Source organism: Vescimonas fastidiosa, assembly GCF_018326305.1.
GTDB lineage: Bacteria > Bacillota > Clostridia > Oscillospirales > Oscillospiraceae > Vescimonas > Vescimonas fastidiosa.
The window spans coordinates 765,909-786,577 of sequence record NZ_AP023415.1 but is presented as its reverse complement, the minus strand read 5'-3'; the positions used below and the strand labels follow the sequence as shown (position 1 = coordinate 786,577).

Genomic DNA, 20,669 nt, shown 5'->3' with positions numbered 1-20,669 from the left:
CGCCGTAATGCGAAACCATGTTTTTTTATGACCTGAAAAACTAAATTTTCGGCTGTATTTTTGGTGACAAACGGTGCCGATTCGGTGAAGAAAACGGTGCCGATTCGGTGAAGAAAAGGGGACACTTACGGTGCAGCTTGCGGGGCAAACAGCACCGTAAGCAAATCCTCCACCTCCGGGAGCATGAAAAAGCCGAAGCCGATGCCCAGCTTCTCCGCCTCCTCCACCTTGCTTTTCAGAGTTTGGCCGTCGTCAAAGAGGACGAAGCGGGTGTCGCCGCCGTCCCGGTAGGTAAAATAGCGGGCACAGAGGGGGCGGCTGAAATAGGTGGCCCGACCTTGGGCCAGCTCCCGGAGCCGAGACACGGTGAGGGGTATGCCACCCCCGGGGCCGGAGAGGGGAAAGTCCGCCATCATCCGCTGGAGATCCAGGGCCAAGCGCTCCGGACCCCAACGCTCTGCGGCCCGGGTGAGCCGCTGGGTCAGGGAGCCGGAGGTCAGGGCCGTACACACCACCGCCAGGGCGTGGGGGGCAAGCTCCGCTGCCGCCTCGGGCAAAAACAGCCTTCGGCCCTGTCCGGTCAGGGCCTCATCCAAGGCCCGGCAGAAGCTCTCCGGGGGTGTGCCGTCCACGATGACCCCGGCGTAGCGCCGGTGCAGACACTCCCGGGTCAGGGCCCGGCACAGGCTCTGCGGCGCATCCGGGTACTGCCCGCCTTCATCCGAGAGCATCAGCAGGCCACCCCGGAGGGCCGGGGGCAGGGGAGAGGACAGCAGCGTCCCCTCCGGACCGATGCGATAGCTCATGTGGGCAAGCTGAGCCGTGCTTTGCAGGGCTGTTTGCAGACGCTGACCGTCGGTGGCTAAATACAGTTCCATTGTGGTGCCCCCTTGCATTACCGCTTGAAAAATGGTAAAATCAACTTTAATTTATTGTATGAGAGGAGCCGATGGGATATGTCCTTTTCCCTGATCCCGCAAATGCTGCTGCCCGGGTACGGAAGCCTGACGCCGGAGATGCTCCGGGAGCGGGGTATCCGTCTGCTGCTGTGCGACCTGGACTATACCCTGGCGCCCAAATATGTGCCGGGACCGGACGAGGCCCTGCACCGGTGGCTGGCGGCCATGGGAGAGGCGGGTATCCGGGTGATGATCCTCTCCAATAACCGCAGCCCCGTGCGGGTGGAGCGGTTTTGCCGGGATCTGGGCATTGACTATGTGGGACACGCCGGGAAGCCCTCATCCAAGGGATTTCGGGCGGCCATGGAAAAGGCCGGGGTCACGCCGCAGCAGACCGCCATGCTGGGCGATAAGCTCCTCACCGATGTATTAGGGGCCAACCGCAGCGGCGTGCTGGCGGTGATGGTGGAGCCTATGGGCGGGCCGAAAGGGATGTGGAACCATATACTCCACGGCTTGCAGAAGCCCTTTAAGGCCCGGTGTAAAGAAAGGAAGTAAGGGCATGAATCATTTCAAAAAAATCGCAGAGGCTCTGCCCGGGGCAGGGCTGGACGGCGTTTTGCTCACGGGGGAGCATAACCGATTTTACGCCAGCGGCTTTGCCTCTATGGGCAGCGACGGCGTGGCCCTGGTGACCACAAAGGGTAACTTTTACTTTACCGACAGCCGCTACATTGAGGCGGCGGAGCGGCAGGTTTCGGACGCGGCCATCGGCATGACGGAAAGCGACAAGGGCTACATAGCCTGGCTCAACGAGGCACTGGAGCTTTCCGGAGCCAAGCGCATCGGCTTTGAGGACGAGACCATGACCGTGGCGGACCATGAGCGCTACCGGAAAAATCTGCAGGCGGAGCTGGTGCCGGCCTCGGCCCTGCTGCACGCTCTGCGGGCCCGGAAAGACCCGGAGGAGCTGGAGCGGATGGAGCAGGCCCAGCGCATAGCGGAAAAGGCTCTGGAGCAGATCCTCACGGAGATTCGGCCCGGGGTGACGGAAAAGGAAATCGCTGCCCGGCTTCAGTACCATATGCTCTGCTTCGGGGCGGAAAAGATGTCCTTTGACCCCATTGTGGCCAGTGGGCCCAACGGGTCCATGCCCCATGCGGTACCCACCGACCGGCCCATTCAGTCCGGGGAGTTTGTGACCATGGACTTTGGCTGCGTGTACGGGGGCTACTGCTCCGACATGACCCGCACCGTATGCGTGGGGAGGCCCACGGAGGAGATGGAGCGGGTGTACGAAACGGTGCTGAAGGCGCAGCTGGCGGGCATCGCTGCTGCCCGGGCCGGGGTCACCGGAGCGGAAATTGACGGAGCGGCCCGGGAGGTCATCCGCCGGGCCGGGTACGGCGACTACTTCGGCCACAGCTTCGGGCACAGCGTGGGAGTGGAGATCCACGAGGGCCCCAACGCCAGCCCCGGCAATCACGAGCCTATGCCCGCCGGGGCGGTGGTCTCCGCCGAGCCGGGCATCTATCTGCCCGGGCGCTTCGGCGTGCGCATTGAGGATGTGATCGTGCTGGAGGAGGGGGGCTGCCGGGACATTACCAAGGCGGACAAGGCCCTTTTGTGCCTGTGAGCATCCTTTTTCGGGAAAAGAACGGAAAAAATGCAACAAAGCACTTGCCAAAACCGAGATTTTCATATAGAATATATACGGCCTATTTGGCGCATAATATAATTTCGAGGAAATGAGAGGAAAATTTCCTCATACATAGGAGGAAAAAACTATGGCAACTATTACCGCAGGCGATTTCAGAAACGGTAAGACTTTCGAGATGGACGGCAAAATCATGCAGGTGGTGGAATTCCAGCATGTGAAGCCCGGCAAGGGCGCTGCTTTCGTGCGCACCAAGATGAAGAACATTGTCACCGGCGCCGTCACCGAAACTTCCTTTAACCCCACTGCCAAGTTCGAGGAAGCCTTCGTGGAGCGCAAGGATATGGCCTACAGCTACAACGACGGCGACCTGTACTACTTCATGGATCAGGAGACCTATGACATGATCCCCCTGGGCAAGGACCTGCTGGGCGACGCTTTCCGCTTCATCACGGAGAACACTGTGTGCAAGGTCCTCAGCTACAAGGGCAATGTGTTCGGCCTGGAGTGCCCCAACTTCATGGACCTGGAGGTCACCGAGACCGAGCCGGGCCTGGCCGGCAACACGGCTACCAACACCCTCAAGCCCGCCACCGTGGAGACCGGCGCGGAGGTGAAGGTGCCTCTGTTCATCAACATCGGCGACAAGATCACCATTGACACCCGCACCGGTGAATACCTGTCCCGGGCAAAGTAAGCAGGAGCTTTTAGCGGTTCAGAAAGGAGCGCAACATGGAAATTTCCCAGAAGGTCGCATATCTCAAGGGTTTGGCCGAGGGCCTGGCTCTGGACACCGAGACCAAGGAGGGCAAGCTCATTGCCGCCATCATTGATGTGCTGGACGAAATGAGCATCCGCTTTGAGGACATCGACGACAACCTGGTGGACCTGGAGGACGGCCTGGATGCCGTCAGCGATGACCTGTCCGAGGTGGAGGAGGCCCTCTACGAGATGGACGAGGACGACGAGGAGCTGGACGACGACGCCGAGTACTTCGAGACCACCTGCCCTGTCTGCCAGGAGGAGATCGTCTTTGACGAGGACACCCTGGACAGCGGCGAGATTCGCTGCCCCAACTGCGGCGAGAAGCTGGAGTTTGACCTCAGCGATCTGGCCCAGGCCGAGGACGACTACAACGACGAGGACTGACCGACTGCATGAAAAGGGGAGACGCTGCCGCGCCTCTCCTTTTTTCTGACCCGGCATAAAATTCCTTTGGAATTTTATGCCAAAGGGCTTGCAGCCTGCTGCGCGCATATCCCTGCGCGGGGGGGCGGACACGAGATGCAAGAAATCTTTTGTTCCCGGAGGAGGATACCATGAAATATACCACCACTGTAACGGATTATTTGACCTGGCGGGGGGACATCCCCTTTTCCGTGGATCCCTTTAACGAGGTGGATAATCTGGTGCTGTGCATCATTTCCTATCTGGATTTTAGCCGGTTTCCGGAGCTGCTGACCCGCAATCCCAAGGAAGCGGCGGCCCTGGAGGACATTTGCGCCCGGCTTACGGAGGCGGATGACCAGCTGGGACTCTCCCAGCTCAGCTATATTCCCGTGGCCCAGCAGGCGGCGGTGTGTGAGCGGTTTGCCGGGACGAGAATGTTTGCCTTTGAGGACCGCAGCGACGCGCAGACGCAGTTTGCGGCGGTGTCCTTTTTGCTGCCGGATAAGTCGGTTTTTGTGGCGTTCCGGGGCACGGATACCTCCCTGGTGGGCTGGAAAGAGGACTTTAACATGAGCTACCTGGAGGCGGTGCCGGCCCAGGTCCGGGCAGCGGAATACACGGCGGAGATCGCCCGGATCTGCCGCTGGCACAAGCTGCGCATCGGCGGACACTCCAAGGGCGGAAACCTGGCGGCCTGGGCGGGACTGCACCTGCCGCGCAAGGTGTATGACCGGCTGATGGATGTATACAACAACGACGGGCCGGGGTTCAACCGGAGCATGACGGAGCTGCCGGAGTACGCGCTGCTCCGGGAGAAAATGCACACCTTCATCCCGGAGTCCTCCATCGTGGGCGTGCTGCTGGAGCACTGCGAGGATTACACGGTCATCGCCAGCACAGCCAAGTCCATCATGCAGCACGAGGCACTGTCGTGGTGTACGGAGCGGAATCGATTCATCCATCTGGAGGAGCGGTCGGCCCTGGGCCGGCGCTCGGACGATGTGCTGCGGGACTGGGTCGGGTCTATGACGCCCCGGGAGCGGAAGGAGTTCACCGATGCCTTTTTCAACATTCTCAGCATGGGCGGCAAAGCCAAGACACTGGACGATGTGCAGGAAATGGGCCTGAGCGGAGCGGTGGCCCTGGTGAAGGAATTTGCCGTGTCAGACGAAAAGACACGACGGATTTTAACGGAGGTGTTCAAGCGCCTGGCCGTGGATATTGGGGAGGAGATGGCCTCCTCTGCCCAGGACGGACTGAAGCAGGCCAAGGGATTCCTGAAAAATATAGGACGAAAAAAATCGGATATATAAGGCCCAATGTGTCGAACTCGCCCACCCCGCATGAAGCGGAGTGGGCGAGTGGTTTTAGCGGTCACGGATTTGCAGTGAAATTTTTTTAAGAGGTTGGTGCGGTTTTTGCAAGTAAAGATCCGACGGGGGATCACTTTTGACGCTGCATTTCCTTATCCCGCTCCCAAGCGGCGATGACGGCCTCCATGGCGGCGGAGCGGAAGGAGAGGGACTCCAGCTTGCGGACGCCGGCGATGGTGGACCCGCCGGGGGAGCATACGGCATCCTTCAGAGCGCCGGTGTGCTCATTGGTGGAAAGAGCCTGGGTGGCGATGCCCAAAAGCATCTGCGCGGCCATGCGCTGCGCCTTTTTCCGGGGCAGACCGCACAGCACGCCGCCGTCTGCCAGACCCTCCATAAACAGGCAGGCATAGGCGCCGCCGCAACCGGCTACGGCGCTGCCGGCGCCCATCAAATTCTCCTCGATCTCCTCCAAAAGCCCCGAGGCGGAGAGGGAGTCCAGCACGGTCTGGCGCTGGCTGTCTGTCACCTCCGGCGAGCAGGTGTAGGTGGTCATGCCCGCCCCCACGGCGCAGGCGGTGTTGGGCATGACACGCAGGACGGGATAGCATCCGCCGGCCATGGCCTGCAGAGCCTCTATGGTCACGCCTGCGGCCATGGACACCAGCACGAAGGGCGTCCGGCGCCCGGCCAGGATGGGCTGCAGAGGCTGAAGCATCCGGGACATGGTCTGGGGCTTCACACCCAGGAAGATCACATCGCAGTCCCGGGCGATGGTCTCATTATCCGCGCAGGACGCGCCCAGTTTCTCCGCCAGGGCCCGGGCCTTTTCCGGGCTACGGTTGGACAGCAGAATGCTCTCCGGCTCCACAGCCTTGGCGCAGGCGGTGGCCAGGGCGCCGCCCATGTTGCCGGTGCCGATAAATCCATATTTCATAGGACAGTCCTCCTTCTATTTTATAGTGGAAATTCTACCATGAAAAAGGGAGAATTGCAACCGAGTATGACTTCTGTTATAATAAGAAAAAAACACGGAAAACGGGGGAGAAAAAATGCTGCGAACATTTGCCGAGGCAGCGGCGGAATACTGCGCGGGAGTGGAAAAAAGAGTGGGACAGAGCCTGGGGAAAATGCTGGTTTTGGGCGTTTTGGCCGGGGCGTTCATTGCCTTTGCGGGGGTGGCGGCGTCCATCGCCGGGACGGTGGGCGGCAAGCTGGCCACGGCGGCGGTTTTCCCTATGGGGCTGGCTATGGTCATCCTGGGGGGCAGCGAATTATTTACGGGAAACTGCCTGTTCCTCCTGCCTGTGCTGGGGAGAAAATGCAGGGCTTTGGACGCGGCTCGGTGCTGGATCGCTGTGTATTTAGCAAACCTGGTCGGGGCGGTTGCGGTGGCGCTTTTGGTGACCGGGTGCGGCGTATTGGACGGCATTGCAGAGGCGGCGATTGCCACGGCGGCGGGGAAGGCGAGCCTTTCTTTCGGGACAGCCTTTCTGCGGGGGGTCCTCTGCAACTTCCTGGTATGCCTGGCGGTGTGGATGGCCTTTTGCGCCAAATCCGCCGGGGGGAAGGTGGTTTCCCTGTACGGGCCTATTTTCCTGTTCGTTTTGTGCGGGTTTGAGCATTGCATTGCCAATATGTACTATATCCCGGCGGGGATTTTCCTCTCCGGCGGGAGCCAGGTGGATTGGGGCGGCTTCCTCCGAAACCTGGTGCCTGTGACCCTGGGAAACATGGTGGGCGGCTGCGGCTTGGGCGTGATACTTTATTATTTATACGGCGAAAAAAGAAGATAAAAAAGGAGGACAGTCCGTTGGGGCTGTCCTCAAAAATTTTTTAGAGAAAACGACACAGGAGAATAGGCAGGAGCATGGCCGGGACCAGATTCAGCACGCGAATTTTGGTGACGCCCAGCATATTCAGGCTGATGGCCATAATGAGCAGGGAGCCTACGGCGTTGATCTCCGCTACCACATCTGCGGCCAGGTAGGGGGAGAGGAGGGCGGCCAGGAGGGCGATGCCACCCTGCCAAAGAAACAGCGGCACCGACGAAAGGAGGACGCCTACACCCATGGTGGAGGCAAAAATCAGAGCGGACACGCCGTCCAGGACCGACTTGGAATAGAGAATGGTATGGTCGCCGCTGAGGCCGCTGCTGAGAGAGCCCATGATGGACATGGCCCCGATGACAAAGACCATGGTGCCGGTGACGAAGCCCTCGGTAATGCGGCCCCGGCTACCGGTTTTGCGCTGGAGCCAGTCTCCAAAGCGATTCACGGCCTTATCCAGGTCCAGCAGCTCGCCTATAAGCACGCCCAGGACCATGGAGAAAATAGGGACCAGGGGCTTCTGAGAGTCGTCGATGCCGGGGATGGCTACGCTCATGACCAGCAGAGCCAGGGCACTGGTGACGGCCTTTTGAATGCGGGGAGAGAGGAGCTTTCCGGCGAACAGACCCACCGCGCCGCAGACCAGGATGGCGGCACTATTGACAATGGCACCTAAGAGGATCATACTTCAGCCTCCTTTTCCGCGCAAAGCTGCCGGACTACATAGCCGCCCAGCATAAGCCCCGCGCAGGAGGGGACCCAGGAGACGCTGGCCGGGACACTGCGGCGGCCGGGGTCGGGGGTGTCCAGCTGGCGGGTCTCGGCGGGCTGCTCGGGGCTGAACACCACAGGCAGGTGGCGGATGCCCCGATCCTTCAGCTCCCGGCGCATGACCCGGGCCAGGGGGCAGCCGGAGGTCTTGGAAATGTCGGATACGCACAGAAGGGAGGGGTCCAGCTTATTGCCGGTGCCCAGGGCGCTGATGATGGGGATGCCCCGGGCCAGGGCCTGGGAGATCAGGTCCAGCTTACAGGAGACCAGGTCGATGGCGTCGACGATGAAGTCATATTTTGCGGTGAAAAACGCCTCCCGGTGGTCGGCATCGTAGGTTTCGCAGAGGGTATGGACCCGGAGGGCAGGGTTGATGTCCAGGCAGCGGCGGGCGGCTACCTCCGCCTTGGGCTGCCCCACGGTGGAGTGGAGGGCGTAGAGCTGGCGGTTGATGTTGGAGGGGCTGAGGGTGTCCCGGTCTACCAGGGTCAGCTCTCCTACGCCGGAGCGGGCCAGGGCCTCCACGGCATAGCTGCCCACGCCGCCCAGACCGAACACCGCCACATGGCTGCTGGCCAGGCGGTCCATGGCGTCATCGCCTAAGAGCATACGGGTGCGAAGAAAAATATCATTCATAGTAAAAACCTCAAAAAAGCAGGCCGGCGAATCACTTCGCCGACCTGTTGTTGGTTCGCAAACGAGGAGCGGCTCAGCCGACAAACTTCATGCCGGAGCCTTCGGTAACGGTGTAATCCTGCTGCAGACCCTTGTACCAGTCGTTAAAATCGTTGGTCTTGAGGGTGTTGGTGACGCGGACCTTCCAGTAGGGGAGGTCCTGGCCTACGAAATACATGATGTGGTAGCCGTAGGTGGTCTCTACGATGTCGGTGTCGCCGGGCTGACGGGCGGCATCGAAGCACCAGTCATTAAACTCGGTGACCATCATATTGTGATAGACCTGGGTGTACAGGCCGCCCTCGGGAGAGTCGGCGGAGTACTTATCGGCCAGGGCGGCGAAGGATTCCTCGGTGGCGTCGCCATCCTTCCACTCCTGATAGATCTTCTCGGCTTCGGCCTTCTTCTGGGCCTTCAGATCGGCCAGATCCTGCTCATAGGTGTCGGATTTTTTGTCCAGAGAGGAGTAGTCCACACGAGCCAGGATGTGCCGGACATCAATGGTGTTGTACTCCTGACGGCTCATGGACTTAAAGTGGACCACATAATAGTTGGTGCCATCGTCGATGACAGCACTTTCGCCGGGGGTGCGGGTGATGTCAAAGACCCAGGCGGAAACGGTGTCGGTACCGTTGGAGCCCTCGTCCTGGGTGACAAAGGAGGCGATGTCGTAGTCCTTGGAGATAGTCTCCAGGTCCTCGCCGTTTTGGAAGCGGGCCAGGGCGGCGTCGGCAGCGGCCTTAGCGGTATCCTTGGCGGCCTGGGCCTGCTCGTCGGTGGGCTCAACGGTGTTGCCGCTGGCATCCTTGGTGGAGGTGGCGGAGCCGGTGAAGCGGATGTAGTCATAGGCGGCTACATCGAAGGTGGACTTATGATCCTCGTAATACTGGCTGATCTCCTCGTCGGTGTAGGTGAGGGAGTCCTTGTAATCATTCTGATAGTCGGACAGGAGAATAGAGGTCTTGGTCATGTCCTCGAACACGCCGGGGGTGACCAGGCTGCCGTACATGGCCTTAATATAATTCTTATAGGAATAGCCGGCGTTCTTGGCGGAGGACTTGACGGTGTCTACAAGCTTGTCATACTCGGCCTGCATATGGTCGGTCCAGGTGTAGTTTTCCTTATCGGCGGCGGCCTGGAGAGACTGGGTGGCTTGAAGGTCGGACTTGGCCTTATTCAGCAGATACTGGCTCCAGGTGAGGGAGCCCTGGTCGGTAACGCCCAGAAGAGCCTTGGCCGTGTCGGACAGGGTCTGGCTGCTGAGGGACTTGCTGGTGTCCAGGCCCATATAGCTGACATAGCTGGAGGAGCGGACATCGTTGTAAGCGGCGTGGTAGGCATACTGCACCTGAGCGGTGGTATACTTGGTCTCGCCGATGGTGAGGGCGGTCTTGCTGCGCTGGAGGGCCGCGGAGTTCCAAATCAGGACGAAGGCGGCCACCAGCACAAAGGCCACGGCCACGGAAATATAGAGGATATTGGACTTGCGCTGCTTGGCCTTCTCTTCGGCGGCACGGACGGCCTTGGGGTCAACGGCGCCGCTGGCGGCAAAGGTCTGGCGGTTTTTCTTTTCTCTGGATGCACTCATGGATGGTTCATTCCTCTCGTTTGATGATATACCGTTCGGGTCAATGACAGTAACATTCCTGACCATTATATAGGCTTTGCGTGACTTTTGCAAGAGGAAAAAGGAAATGAGGGGAAAAATGAGGGAAGAGGGAGGCGTGAAGAGTGAAAAGAGAAGGTGTTTTTGAGGACGGGGGAGACGGATTGCCACAGCCAGTGTGAGAACTGGCCTCGCAAGGACACGGGAGTTTTACATGGGTACGGTGGGCGGATGAATGTAGGTGGGGGAATGAAAAAGGAGCGGACAGCGTTGTCCGCTCCAACAGGGTGTTGAAAATTTTAGATCGCAAATAAAATGATCCCGCCCAGGGGGCAGCAGCCAAGTTATAACCTGCACCTAATCAGCAGGTGGGTTGCCTCCAACACGCTTCGTTGCTTCCAACTTCCAGCCGCAAAAGGCAGCCGGGAGGCCTGCGGTCCACACATTGATCCGGCATCCCCTATAACAAAATGTGAGGATAAACAGACTGCTGCCCGCCGGGCGGGATCTACGGGGCCTCGGAGGGCCCGCAAATTTATTGTAACAGATGGGAAGGAAAAAAGAAAGGGGTTTTTTGGAACACCCCGTTATTCCTCGTCCTCCAGAAGCTGCTGGGTGAAGAGATCGAAGATCTCGTTGAGCTCTTCATCGGTATCCGGGGTGGCCAGAAACTCCTCGCCGTTTTCCACAACGGACTTTAGAATCACCAGGCCGAAATCCTGGGCGCTCTCAGCCTCCTCCTCGGTGTCGGCTGTGGGGAAAAAAGCCATGTAAGTGGTGCCGTTGTGCTCCAGGGCATCGACATATTCCAGCTCAATGTCATTGCCGTCCTCGTCGGTGATGGTAATGAAATTGGGGCCAAATTCTTCGCTCATGGGGGGTTACCTCCTTATGAATGTTCTGTTCTGGCCCCTATAATATAGTAGTTCGAAGCGGATTGCAAGGCGGGTTTGGAGACAAAAATCGGGAAAACGGAAACAAATAGGGCATTAAAATGCGGGTAATTTTTGATTTACATTAGATTTGCGAATGATTTGAAGAAAATAGTTTCTTTTTTGGAGTTGACAAGTATGGTAAAATATAACTTATATTGGGTTTTTAGTGGTTTATGACCGATCCCGTTGAAAATACGGAAGAAAGGAAGGTGCATATTGTGAGCAATGGCAAGCGCGAGGAAAGCCGCCTGGAGCAGAATCTGAAGCACGAGGCGGATGTTATAAAAAAGAGCGCACAAAATGCGCTGCAGAAACGAAAAGAGGCCCGTGCCAGCCGCAGTCCCCGGGAGATCCAGGCCCGGCGGCGCAAGGCAGGGTTTATCATCGGTACCGTCCTTGCGGTGCTGGTGCTGACGATGATCTTTTTCTCCATTTTGTTCGCTATGTATATTAACCGGACCATGAAGAACAAGGTGGAGGTGAACCTGAACGCCTACGACCTCAGCCAGGCTACGGAGATGTATGCCAAGGAAAAGGGAAGCGACGAGTGGAAGATGTACCAGACCCTCTACGACGGCGAGAACCGCATTCTCCTTACGGCGGACCAGATTCCGGAGAATCTGCGCAAGGCCGCTGTGGCTATTGAGGACAAGCGCTTTTACAAGCACAAGGGCGTGGACTGGAAGGGCACGCTCCGGGCGGTGATGAGCACCGTTACCGGCGGCGGCGTGCAGGGCGGCTCTACCATCACCCAGCAGCTTATCAAGAACATCACCGGAAACGATGAAACCACCGTCAAGCGCAAGGTGACGGAAATTTACCGGGCCTTGCAGCTGGAAAAGCAGTATGACAAGGATCAGATACTCAACACCTATTTGAACACCGTCTATTTCGGCGAGTCCTGCTACGGCGCCCAGACGGCGTCACGGATGTATTTCGGTAAGGATGCCCAGGATCTGACTCTGGCCGAGTGTGCCAGCCTCATTGGCATTACCAACAACCCCTCTATGTATGACCCCCTTATCAGCGACTGGACGCTGGCCAACAACCGCACGCGGCAGCTTCGGGTGCTGGAAAACATGTACAAGCAGGGGCTTATTGAGGAGAAGGAGACCTACGAGGCTGCCTGCGAGGAGAAGGTGACCTTTACCAACGGCTACACCTGTTTGGGTGAGTTGGTGGAGGGCTACGAGGCTCCGGCGGAGGATGCCGAGGAGACCGGCGAAAAGGTCACCAAGGCCAACAATTCCTATTTCACCGACCAGGTCATTGAGGATGTGGCCCGGAAATTTGTGGAGATATACGAGCTGCAGGACAGCAAGCCCGACAGCGAGGGCAATGTCATCAGCGCCTATGAGCGGGCGGTGGGCATGGTGTACAGCGGCGGATACAAGATCTATACCACCCAGAATCTTACCTATCAGCAGATCGCCGAGGAGGAGTTTGAGACCACGGACTATCAGGAGCAGACGGACTCCTACGACCAGCCTCTGCAGATCGCCATGACGGTGATGGACCCTTACACCGGCGATGTGGTGGCTATGGTGGGCGGCACAGGTGTTAAGACGGCGGACCGGTCTTGGAACTGGGCCACGGAGGTGCGGCCCTGCGGCTCGGCGGCGAAGCCTATCAGCACCTATGCGCCGGCTATGGATAACGGCACCATCACCGCCGCGTCTATCATTGACGACTATCCCATCGATCTCAACGGCAGCGCATGGCCCCGGAATGTTACCCGGATTTACAGCGGCCTGACCAGTGTCCGCGAGGCCATCGTGCAGTCACTGAACACCTGCGCCGTGCGCACGAATATCCTGTACGGCACCTACAACTCCTACAAGTTTATGACCGAGAAGCTGGGCTTTACCACCCTGACGGAGACGGACTCTACCCAGGCGGGTAACATGGCCCTGGGCGGCTTCGAAAACGGTGTGACCACCCTGGAGATGGCTGCGGCGTACAGCACCTTTGTCAACGACGGCGTATACACAACGCCCCGGACCTATTCCCGGGTGGAGGATTCCCAGGGCAATGTGATCATTGACAACAATACCGAGTCCCATGTGGCGATGAAAAAGACCACCGCTTACCTGATGCGCAGCATTTTGCAGGATGTGGTGACCCGGGGCTCCGGCGGCGGCGCATACTTCTCCGGTATGTCCATCGGCGGCAAGACCGGTACTACGGATGACGCACGGGACCGCTACTTCGCGGGCTTTACCCCCTATTATTGCGCGGCGGCCTGGAGCGGCTACAAGTCCAATGAGGTGGTGTATTCCGACACCAACCCCTGCTCGGCTATGTTCCGCAGGGTCATGAGCCGCATCCACGAGGGCCTGGAGAACCCGGGCTTCCACAGCTGTGATGGGCTGGTGGATGTGACCGTGTGTGCTGACAGCGGCCAGCTGGCCACCGAGGCCTGCGCGGCGGACTTCCGGGGCAGCCGCGTCAAGACGGTGCAGGTGGCGGCAGATACCGCACCCACCAAGAGCTGCGAGATGCACAAGATGGTGTCCTACTGCAAGGACGGAAAGCACATTGCTACCGCAAGCTGCCCTGCGTCCTCTGTGATGCAGGTGGCGGCCCTGGACTATGCCCGGGAGACCGTTCACGATATCACGGTGCCCGACGATGCGTACCGGGTGCAGGTGCTGTCCAGCGGTCCGTGTCCGGTGCATGGAGGCACGGTGACCGTGGACACACCGCAGCAGCCGAAGAATGAGAGCAGCTTGGATGACGCGGAGAAGCCTCGCTCGTGGCTGCATCCGTAAGCGGCCCTGTAATGGGAATTGAATTAGTAGAAATCAAAATTATGCCCCCCTCCGGCTTGATGTCGGAGGGGGGCGAGACTGTCGAAAAACCCTCCGGGTTTTTCCGACAAAAGGGTTGCGGTCTGCTGCGCGCATAATTTGTCCGTCGCAGACGGACAAATTCCACACTGGCAGCCTGAGAGGTATTTTCTCTCACGCACATGTCGCGAGAGAAAATGATTTTATTTCTTTGCCGCCTGCGGGCGGCAAACTCTGTGAGGCTTTTTTGACACGCTGATCCCCTCCGGCTTGCTGTCGGAGGGGGATTTACTGCTTGGCTAAAAAACGGATACGGCAGGGTGGAGCCGGAATAGCTCCATCCTGCCGTATGTCTATTTTTTCTTATTTAGCTCCTTGAGCGGCGGCACGACCGGCGCGGAAGGCCTTGATATTCAGGTCTCTGACCTTGGCGGGAACGGTGTCCGCTACCACCTGCTCCCAGTCGATCTCGGGACAGCCGAGACTGTCACACATGGCACCGAAGAGGACCACATTCATGCACTTGGCATTGCCCAGCTCCAGAGCTATATCGCTGGCGGGGACGGCAATGGTCCTGAAATGCTTCTCCATGGCCTCAATGCAGCCCTGGGGATAGGCCTCCTGCCCGGAGGCAATGGTGGTGGACTTGATGGCATAGTCGTTGATGACGGCCACACCGGTGGGCTTCAGGAACTCCGCATAACGCACGGCCTCCATCTTCTCCAGGGCCACCATGATGTCCGCCTCGCCCCGGCCAAACACGGGGCCATAGACCTTATCGCCCCAACGGACCTGGGTGGAAACACTGCCGCCCCGCTGGGCCATGCCGTGGACCTCGCTCTGCTTGACATCGTAGCCGGCCTGCATGAAGCCGCCCGACATGATTTTGGAAATGAGGATGGCACCCTGGCCGCCAACACCCACCAGCAGCGCACTTTTTACATTGGACATATTATTTCTCCTCCTTTTCGATGGCGTCAAAGGGACAGGCCTGGGCACAGACAGTGCAGCCGACGCACTGGGTGCGGTCGATGAAGGCCTTGCCGTTTTCCATGGAGATGGCGGGGCAGCCCACCTTGAGGCAGCTCTTGCAGCTGCGGCACTTATCGGCGTTTACTACGCACATGCCCACCTGGGGCTTTTGACGCTTGATGAGCAGGCACGGACGGCGGGTGACGATGGCGGGCTGACGGCCCTCCTGCAGAGCGGCCACAGCACTCTCCACGGCCTTTTTCATGGCGGCCAGATCCTGGGGATCTACGGTGAAGATGGGATCGAAGCCATAGGCGGAGAGGACCTTTTCCACGCTGATCATGTTGGTCTCCTGACCCATGAGGGTATAGCCGGTGCCGGGGTTATCCTGGTGGCCGGTCATGCCGGTGATGCGGTTATCCAGGACGCAGGGGATCATACGACCCTTATTATACACGATCTCGGCGGCACCGGTCATGCCGGAGTGGAAGAAGGTGGAGTCGCCCATGACACCGAACACCACCTTATCGGTGACGCCCTCCCGCTCAAAGCTCTTGGCCATGCCCATGCCGGCGGAGAAGCCGCCACCCATGCAGATGCACACATCCATGCAGTTCAGCGGGGGGGCAAAGCCCAGGGTATAGCAGCCGATGTCGCCGGTGACCACATAATTCTTATTTTTGGAAAGGGTATAGAAGAAGCCGCGATGGGGGCAGCCGGGGCACAGGGCCGGGGGCCGCTTGGCAGGCTGGACCTCGGTAATGGGGGTGAAGTCGGTCTTAACGCCCAATACGCGCTCCCGGACCAGCTCCGTATTCAGCTCATACATATTGCCCGTGAGCTCCTTGCCCACGCAGTGGATACCGGCGGCCTTGATCTGCTCCTCCATGAAGGGGTCCAGCTCCTCGATAACATAGAGCTTCTGCACCTTGGAGGCGAAATCCCGGATCAAATTCATAGGCAGGGGATAGGTCAGGCCCAGCTTCAGGAAGGAGGTCCCCTCCGGGAACACCTCCTTGGCGTACTGGTAGCTGATGGAGGCGGTGATAACGCCCACCTGGCCGTCGCCCAGCTCGACCTTGTTGAGGCCGTTTTCCAGGGCGGTGGTGCAGCCGTATTCCTCCAGCTTTTTAAGCCGCTCCTCCACCAGGGGATGGTTTAAGTAGGCATTGGCCGGGGCGCAGATGTACTTGCGGGTGTTGCGGGCGTAGGCCGGGGCGGTGTGCTCCGTACGCTCACCGAACTCCACCAGGCCCTTGCTGTGGCAGACCCGGGTGGTGGTGCGGTAGAGGACGGGGGTGTCGAACTGCTCGGAAATATCACAGGCCAGGGCCACGAAGTCCTTGCTCTCCTGGGCATCGCTGGGCTCCACCATAGCGATCTTGGCGGCGCGGGCATAGTGGCGGTTATCCTGCTCATTTTGGGAGGAGTGGCAGGAGGGATCGTCGGCGGTGACCACCACATAGGCCCCGTTCACGCCCATGTAGCCGGCGGTGAACAGGGGGTCGGCGGCTACATTGAGGCCCACCATCTTCATGGTGCAGAAGGAGCGGGACCCGGCCACGGACGCGCCGTAGGCCACCTCAGTGGCCACCTTTTCATTGGGAGCCCACTCGCAGTAGACATCTTCGCCGTACTGGGGCATGTTTTCCAGGATCTCCGTGCTGGGGGTTCCGGGGTAAGCGGAACAGACCTTGATACCGGCTTCATAGACGCCACGGGCGGTGGCCTCGTTGCCGGACATGAGATGCTTCATAGCTTTTTCCACCTTTCACATAAACTGTCGAGAAAACTTCGTTTTCTCCGACAAAGAGTTTGCAGTCTTTTTGCGAGGCTTTTTAATATACGCTGGCTTGCTGCTGACCGTGGAGGACCCGGAGGGCACCCTCGGCCAGGGAGCGCATTTCCTCCTCGCCGGGGAGACGGAGGACGGGGGCGATCTTGCCCACGAACTTGGTTATATCGTTACAGAAGAACTCCTCGTAGGCCATGCCGCCGGTGTAGACGATGGCATCCACATCGAAGTGCAGCACGGCGGCCATGGCGCCGATGTCCTTGGAGAGCTGGTAGACCAGGGCCCGGTAGGCCTCGGTGAATTTGGCATCGCCCTCCACCACCTTGGCGCAGATGACCCGGAAATCCGTGGTGCCCAGGTAGGAGTACATACCGGACTGGCGGCCCAGGGTCTTTTTCACCTCGTCCTTGGTCTTGCCGCTGAAGCAGTAGTTAATGAGGGCGTTTACCGGCAGCGCACCGCCCCGGTCCAGGCCCATGGAGCCCTCATCCTTCACATTGAACACATCCACCACACGCCCCTGCTCGTGAGCGGCCACGGATACGCCGCCGCCCAGATGACAGACCACCAGGTTGGTCTCCTCGTATTTCTTGCCCAGGAGACCGGCGGCCTTGCGGCCAATGGACTTTTGATTCAGGGCGTGGAACTGACACAGGCGGCGGAAGGGTGCAAAGCCCGTGTAGTGGGCTACCTCGGTCATCTCGTCCACACAGACGGGGTCCACAAAAAAGGCGGGGATGCCCACCATGTCGCCGATGCGGCGGGCTAGGTAAGCGCCCAGGTTAGAGGGATGCTCGCCATAGGGGGCCTGCTCTACATCCCGCATCACCGCATCGCTGACGGCGTAGGTGCCGGAGGGAATGGGCCGATACAGCCCGCCCCGGCCGCAGACGGCGTCAAAATCCGTGAGACGGAAGCCACCCTGGGCCACAGCGTCCAGAATGGCCTTTTGCCGGAAGTCGGCCTGGTCGATGACCCGGTCGAACCGGTCCAGCTCCTGGGCGGAATGGTCGATGCCCTTTTTGAAGATCTGGTTGTCCTCGTCGAACACGGCGATCTTGGTGGAGGTGGCGCCGGGGTTGATGATAAGAACCTTCAAAGCTTGATCCTCCCTTGCTTCTTTCTTGCTGGTCGGTGCAAAAACACCGAATGTTTCACCGAATAATTTAATGAACGATTTTATTATAATCTCCGGAGAGGGGGTTGTCAATGGCTGCGGGCGGATTTTTTACGCCGGTTTTTATCTTTAACGAAATTATTATCAATTGACAAGGGCAGGCGTGTTTGCCCTTGTTAATCGATGGTATAAGGGTAAAAAAACAGCGGACCTTTATCGATCCGCTGGACGAGTCTTATTTTTTATTATTCTTACGCATTCTCCACAGGATAACGCCGCCGATAACTGCCATTTCTGCTATAATACCTATCTCCGGAAAATGCACACTCTCTCCAAATATGGTGGCCACGAACCCGATAAAGAAGAACACGATCGTCAGCAAAATTTCCACACAAAATACCTCCTCACGCTTTCTGTTCGCTCTTTCTTGTTATACTGCACTAAATTGTAGCATAATTTCACCGGTATTTCGAGCGTTTTGACACATTTTATAGGTTTAGGTTTCTGCGGGCGGGGTCTGCCAGCCCCGGAGGAGGGCGGCGGCCATGCGGCGGCCCTGCTTCGCTACATCGAAGCCCTCCTGATAGATGCGCCACTCAAAGAGGGTGCCCCGGTGCAGCACCACCAGGTCCTCCACCAGTGCATCCGGGTCGTAGGACGGGTGGATGCTCCCCTCCTTTTGACAAATATCCACCAGCTCCCGCAAAAGCCGGAAATATACGCGCGTATCATTCTTTTTCAGCACCGCCTGCTCCGGGTAGCGCAGGCCGTGGATGAAGGCCTTATAGAGCATTTCGTCCCGGGCGCTGATCTCCAGGGAGCGGCCCACGAAGTCCAGGAGCTTTTCCCGGCCGGGGACGGCGGAGGCGAGATAGCTCTGCTCCAGGTCGGTGTAGGCCTCGTCCACCATCTGGGTGACCCGGATGGCCAGCTCGTCCTTGCTCTTGAAATAGTGATAAATATTGCCCACGGAGCAGCCCACCGTCTGGGCGATCTCCTCCACGGATACATTTTCAAAGCCCTCCCGGTTGAACAGGGTCAGCGCGGCGCTCTGGATCTTGGCGCGCATTTCCAGCGCCTGCCGCTGGCGGGGGGTGGGTTCTTTTTTCATAGTCATCGGTCCTTACTGATTTTTTTTCATCATAACCGATTGGAAAAAGCATGTCAAGAAGGGGGCGGGGAAAACTTGCGCCGGGGGGTGGCATTTTGCGCGGAAAGCTGGTATAATAAGCTGAATATAAACCGAAAGGGGAGCCTTCCCATGGAAGATATGCGCAGCTTTGCTTACCTGTGCCCCAACTGTAAAAAAATCGTGCTGGCCCAGCGCACACGCTTTGCCCTCAGCGCCGCCGCCGTACGCATTGAATGTGACTGCGAAAAATCCGAGCTGCGGGCGGAGACCGACGGAATGCGGTTTCGCCTGTGGGTGCCCTGCGGCCTTTGCGGGGAGACCCACCAGGCGGAGGTGAGTAACCAGGCCCTTTTGGAGGGCCGGGGCGTGGGCCTGGCCTGCCCCAAGACCCGGCAGCTGTGCTGCTATGCCGGGGACCGGACAGAGGTGGAGAAGGCCGCCCGGGAGCTGGAGCTGCGGGCGGAAAAGGACCGCTGCGAGGAGCCGGAGGCATTTACGGACAATGTTATTATGTATGAGGTGCTTTCGGAGCTGAAGGACATTGCGGCCCGGGGCGGCATAAGCTGCTCCTGCGGGTGTAAGGACTACTCCATTGCCGTACACCGAGGGGCCGTGGACCTTATCTGTAAGGACTGCGGGGGGAGGCTTCGGCTGCCTGCCGCCACGGACGAGGATTTAGATAGGCTTTGCTGTCAGATGAAATTGGTTATACACAAAATGTAAAACCGGCGAAAGAGACTTTGGAGAGGGAGAAAGAATTATGATCGAGTTTTTAGCCCGGGTGTTTATCCGGGGACGGGAGAGCCTGTCCCCCAGTGCGCTGCGGCAGGCCTATGGGCAGCTGTGCGGCGCGGTGGGGATCGGGCTGAACCTGCTGCTGTTTGCAGTGAAGTTTTTTGCCGGGTCTGTCAGCGGGTCCATTGCCATCACCGCCGACGCCTTCAATAACTTATCCGACGCAGGCTCCTCGCTGGTGACGCTGCTGGGATTCCGCCTGGCGGGACGCAAGCCGGACCCGGAGCATCCCTTCGGACACGGGCGCATGGAGTACATATCCGGTCTGGTGGTGTCGGGGCTGATCCTGCTTATGGGCGTGGAGCTGGGGAAATCGTCCCTGGAGAAAATCCTGCATCCGGAGGAGGTGACCTCCTCTGTGCTGGTGCTGGCCATCCTGGCCATATCCATCGGTGTGAAGCTGTATATGTTCTATTATAACCGGGCGGTGGGGAAGAAGATCCACTCCACGGCTATGGGCGCCACCGCAATGGACAGCCTTTCCGACGCCGTCTCTACCGCCGCCGTGCTGGTGGCAACCCTGGTGGGGCAGTTTACGGGGCTGATGATCGACGGCTGGGTGGGCCTACTGGTGGCGCTGTTTATCCTGTACTCTGCCTACAAGTCCGCCCAGGACACCCTCTCGCCCTTGCTGGGACAGACGCCGGACCCGGAATTCGTGAAGCATATCCAGGAGATCGTGCTGTCGTACCCGGAGGTGCAGAATGTTCACGACCTGATCGTACACGACTACGGCCCGGGGCGGGTGATAATCTCCCTGCACGCGGAGGTGTCTGCCAGCGGCAACCTGCTGGAGCTTCATGATGTTATCGACAACATCGAGCACAGGCTGCAAAAGGAGCTGGGGTGTGTGGCGGTGATCCACATGGACCCCATTGTTACCGACGATCCGGAGACCCAGCGGCTGCGTATGGCTGTGGCAGAAAAGGTGAAAACCATTGACCCGCAGCTGACCATCCACGACTTTCGCATCGTACCCGGTCCTACCCACACCAACCTGATCTTTGACACGGTGGTGCCCTACGGGGTGAAGCTGGATCGGGTCCAGGTGCAAAAACGCATCGGTGAGCTGGTGCGGGAGCTGGGGGAGCAGTATTTTGCCGTGGTGCAGATCGACAACAGCTATGTACTGTGAAAAAATGCCCCCGGTCACTTGGCCGAGGGCATTTTGCAAAAACTTAAATAGAATAAAAAAGCCTCGCAGAGTTCGCGTC

20 protein-coding genes are annotated in these 20,669 nt (G+C 58.8%); 9 read left to right on the top strand and 11 right to left on the bottom strand.

Annotated elements, in window-relative coordinates; genetic code table 11:
• Positions 1-125: 125 nt before the first annotated feature.
• The gene (locus tag KI236_RS03800) at positions 126-878 is read right to left on the bottom strand and encodes a hypothetical protein (RefSeq protein WP_212819484.1); all 753 of its coding nucleotides are present in this window, start codon (positions 876-878) and stop codon (positions 126-128) included.
• A gap of 78 nt (positions 879-956) precedes the next feature.
• Here KI236_RS03800 and KI236_RS03795 point away from each other — a divergent pair, with 78 nt between their 5' ends.
• The 5 genes from KI236_RS03795 (at position 957) to KI236_RS03775 (ending at position 5,039) form a co-directional block, all read left to right on the top strand.
• A complete protein-coding gene (locus KI236_RS03795; protein ID WP_212819482.1) occupies positions 957-1,457 on the top strand; it encodes a YqeG family HAD IIIA-type phosphatase in 501 nt (166 codons plus the stop codon).
• Between the two features lie 4 nt (positions 1,458-1,461).
• A complete protein-coding gene (locus KI236_RS03790) occupies positions 1,462-2,535 on the top strand; it encodes a M24 family metallopeptidase (protein ID WP_212819481.1) in 1,074 nt (357 codons plus the stop codon).
• Between the two features lie 151 nt (positions 2,536-2,686).
• Positions 2,687-3,253, top strand: coding sequence for an elongation factor P (gene efp / locus KI236_RS03785; protein WP_212819479.1), 567 nt, complete (start codon positions 2,687-2,689; stop codon positions 3,251-3,253).
• 35 nt (positions 3,254-3,288) lie between these two features.
• Positions 3,289-3,705, top strand: a complete 417-nt coding sequence (locus tag KI236_RS03780; protein WP_212819477.1) for a CD1247 N-terminal domain-containing protein — start codon at positions 3,289-3,291, stop codon at positions 3,703-3,705.
• Positions 3,706-3,875: 170 nt separating this feature from the next.
• Positions 3,876-5,039, top strand: coding sequence for an Mbeg1-like protein (locus KI236_RS03775; RefSeq protein ID WP_212819475.1), 1,164 nt, complete (start codon positions 3,876-3,878; stop codon positions 5,037-5,039).
• Positions 5,040-5,169: 130 nt separating this feature from the next.
• On the opposite strand, the gene proC is transcribed toward KI236_RS03775, so the two are convergent.
• Positions 5,170-5,976 (bottom strand): pyrroline-5-carboxylate reductase, encoded by an 807-nt coding sequence (gene proC / locus KI236_RS03770; RefSeq protein ID WP_212819473.1) that lies wholly within the window; start codon positions 5,974-5,976, stop codon positions 5,170-5,172.
• A gap of 115 nt (positions 5,977-6,091) precedes the next feature.
• Here proC and KI236_RS03765 point away from each other — a divergent pair, with 115 nt between their 5' ends.
• Positions 6,092-6,835 carry a formate/nitrite transporter family protein gene (locus KI236_RS03765; protein ID WP_212819471.1) on the top strand — a complete coding sequence of 248 codons (744 nt, stop codon included), beginning with the start codon at positions 6,092-6,094 and terminating at the stop codon, positions 6,833-6,835.
• A 40-nt stretch (positions 6,836-6,875) separates the two neighbouring features.
• Here KI236_RS03765 and KI236_RS03760 read toward each other — a convergent pair whose 3' ends face one another.
• The 4 genes from KI236_RS03760 to KI236_RS03745 all read right to left on the bottom strand — a co-directional run bounded on the left by KI236_RS03760 (position 6,876) and on the right by KI236_RS03745 (position 10,795).
• Entirely contained in the window at positions 6,876-7,553 is a 678-nt protein-coding gene (locus KI236_RS03760; protein WP_212819469.1) for a DUF554 domain-containing protein, read from the bottom strand.
• On the bottom strand, positions 7,550-8,275 hold the full coding sequence (locus KI236_RS03755; protein ID WP_212819467.1) for a tRNA threonylcarbamoyladenosine dehydratase: 726 nt from the start codon (positions 8,273-8,275) through the stop codon (positions 7,550-7,552). The genes KI236_RS03760 and KI236_RS03755 overlap by 4 nt, the downstream gene beginning before the upstream one ends.
• Positions 8,276-8,348: 73 nt before the next feature.
• On the bottom strand, positions 8,349-9,902 hold the full coding sequence (locus KI236_RS03750; RefSeq protein WP_212819465.1) for a peptidylprolyl isomerase: 1,554 nt from the start codon (positions 9,900-9,902) through the stop codon (positions 8,349-8,351).
• A gap of 605 nt (positions 9,903-10,507) precedes the next feature.
• Positions 10,508-10,795 carry a DUF1292 domain-containing protein gene (locus KI236_RS03745; protein ID WP_212819463.1) on the bottom strand — a complete coding sequence of 96 codons (288 nt, stop codon included), beginning with the start codon at positions 10,793-10,795 and terminating at the stop codon, positions 10,508-10,510.
• Between the two features lie 278 nt (positions 10,796-11,073).
• Between KI236_RS03745 and KI236_RS03740 the strand changes: the two genes are divergently transcribed.
• Positions 11,074-13,626, top strand: a complete 2,553-nt coding sequence (locus KI236_RS03740) for a transglycosylase domain-containing protein (protein ID WP_212819461.1) — start codon at positions 11,074-11,076, stop codon at positions 13,624-13,626.
• Between the two features lie 381 nt (positions 13,627-14,007).
• On the opposite strand, the gene KI236_RS03735 is transcribed toward KI236_RS03740, so the two are convergent.
• The 5 genes from KI236_RS03735 to KI236_RS03715 all read right to left on the bottom strand — a co-directional run bounded on the left by KI236_RS03735 (position 14,008) and on the right by KI236_RS03715 (position 18,639).
• Positions 14,008-14,595: an indolepyruvate oxidoreductase subunit beta gene (locus KI236_RS03735; RefSeq protein ID WP_212819459.1), complete on the bottom strand. Its 588-nt coding sequence runs from the start codon at positions 14,593-14,595 to the stop codon at positions 14,008-14,010.
• Between the two features lies 1 nt (position 14,596).
• Positions 14,597-16,372, bottom strand: a complete 1,776-nt coding sequence (gene iorA / locus KI236_RS03730) for an indolepyruvate ferredoxin oxidoreductase subunit alpha (protein WP_212819457.1) — start codon at positions 16,370-16,372, stop codon at positions 14,597-14,599.
• Between the two features lie 82 nt (positions 16,373-16,454).
• On the bottom strand, positions 16,455-17,510 hold the full coding sequence (gene buk / locus KI236_RS03725) for a butyrate kinase (protein ID WP_212819455.1): 1,056 nt from the start codon (positions 17,508-17,510) through the stop codon (positions 16,455-16,457).
• A gap of 253 nt (positions 17,511-17,763) precedes the next feature.
• Positions 17,764-17,919: a hypothetical protein gene (locus KI236_RS03720; RefSeq protein WP_212819453.1), complete on the bottom strand. Its 156-nt coding sequence runs from the start codon at positions 17,917-17,919 to the stop codon at positions 17,764-17,766.
• A 105-nt stretch (positions 17,920-18,024) separates the two neighbouring features.
• A complete protein-coding gene (locus tag KI236_RS03715; RefSeq protein ID WP_212819451.1) occupies positions 18,025-18,639 on the bottom strand; it encodes a TetR/AcrR family transcriptional regulator in 615 nt (204 codons plus the stop codon).
• A gap of 150 nt (positions 18,640-18,789) precedes the next feature.
• On the opposite strand from KI236_RS03715, the gene KI236_RS03710 reads away from it, so the two are divergent.
• Positions 18,790-19,383, top strand: coding sequence for a hypothetical protein (locus KI236_RS03710; protein ID WP_212819449.1), 594 nt, complete (start codon positions 18,790-18,792; stop codon positions 19,381-19,383).
• A 37-nt stretch (positions 19,384-19,420) separates the two neighbouring features.
• Positions 19,421-20,590: a cation diffusion facilitator family transporter gene (locus tag KI236_RS03705; RefSeq protein WP_212819447.1), complete on the top strand. Its 1,170-nt coding sequence runs from the start codon at positions 19,421-19,423 to the stop codon at positions 20,588-20,590.
• Positions 20,591-20,669 lie beyond the last annotated feature (79 nt).

Coding starts and splice junctions, on each gene's coding strand:
- KI236_RS03750 (WP_212819465.1), bottom strand. CDS start 9,902: ATGAGTGCATCCAGAGAAAAGAAAAACCGCCAGACCTTTGCCGCCAGC.
- KI236_RS03710 (WP_212819449.1), top strand. CDS start 18,790: ATGGAAGATATGCGCAGCTTTGCTTACCTGTGCCCCAACTGTAAAAAA.
- KI236_RS03800 (WP_212819484.1), bottom strand. CDS start 878: ATGGAACTGTATTTAGCCACCGACGGTCAGCGTCTGCAAACAGCCCTG.
- KI236_RS03735 (WP_212819459.1), bottom strand. CDS start 14,595: ATGTCCAATGTAAAAAGTGCGCTGCTGGTGGGTGTTGGCGGCCAGGGT.
- KI236_RS03780 (WP_212819477.1), top strand. CDS start 3,289: ATGGAAATTTCCCAGAAGGTCGCATATCTCAAGGGTTTGGCCGAGGGC.
- KI236_RS03795 (WP_212819482.1), top strand. CDS start 957: ATGTCCTTTTCCCTGATCCCGCAAATGCTGCTGCCCGGGTACGGAAGC.
- KI236_RS03765 (WP_212819471.1), top strand. CDS start 6,092: ATGCTGCGAACATTTGCCGAGGCAGCGGCGGAATACTGCGCGGGAGTG.
- proC (WP_212819473.1), bottom strand. CDS start 5,976: ATGAAATATGGATTTATCGGCACCGGCAACATGGGCGGCGCCCTGGCC.
- KI236_RS03775 (WP_212819475.1), top strand. CDS start 3,876: ATGAAATATACCACCACTGTAACGGATTATTTGACCTGGCGGGGGGAC.
- KI236_RS03760 (WP_212819469.1), bottom strand. CDS start 7,553: ATGATCCTCTTAGGTGCCATTGTCAATAGTGCCGCCATCCTGGTCTGC.
- KI236_RS03745 (WP_212819463.1), bottom strand. CDS start 10,795: ATGAGCGAAGAATTTGGCCCCAATTTCATTACCATCACCGACGAGGAC.
- KI236_RS03790 (WP_212819481.1), top strand. CDS start 1,462: ATGAATCATTTCAAAAAAATCGCAGAGGCTCTGCCCGGGGCAGGGCTG.
- KI236_RS03755 (WP_212819467.1), bottom strand. CDS start 8,275: ATGAATGATATTTTTCTTCGCACCCGTATGCTCTTAGGCGATGACGCC.
- efp (WP_212819479.1), top strand. CDS start 2,687: ATGGCAACTATTACCGCAGGCGATTTCAGAAACGGTAAGACTTTCGAG.
- iorA (WP_212819457.1), bottom strand. CDS start 16,372: ATGAAGCATCTCATGTCCGGCAACGAGGCCACCGCCCGTGGCGTCTAT.
- KI236_RS03715 (WP_212819451.1), bottom strand. CDS start 18,639: ATGAAAAAAGAACCCACCCCCCGCCAGCGGCAGGCGCTGGAAATGCGC.
- KI236_RS03705 (WP_212819447.1), top strand. CDS start 19,421: ATGATCGAGTTTTTAGCCCGGGTGTTTATCCGGGGACGGGAGAGCCTG.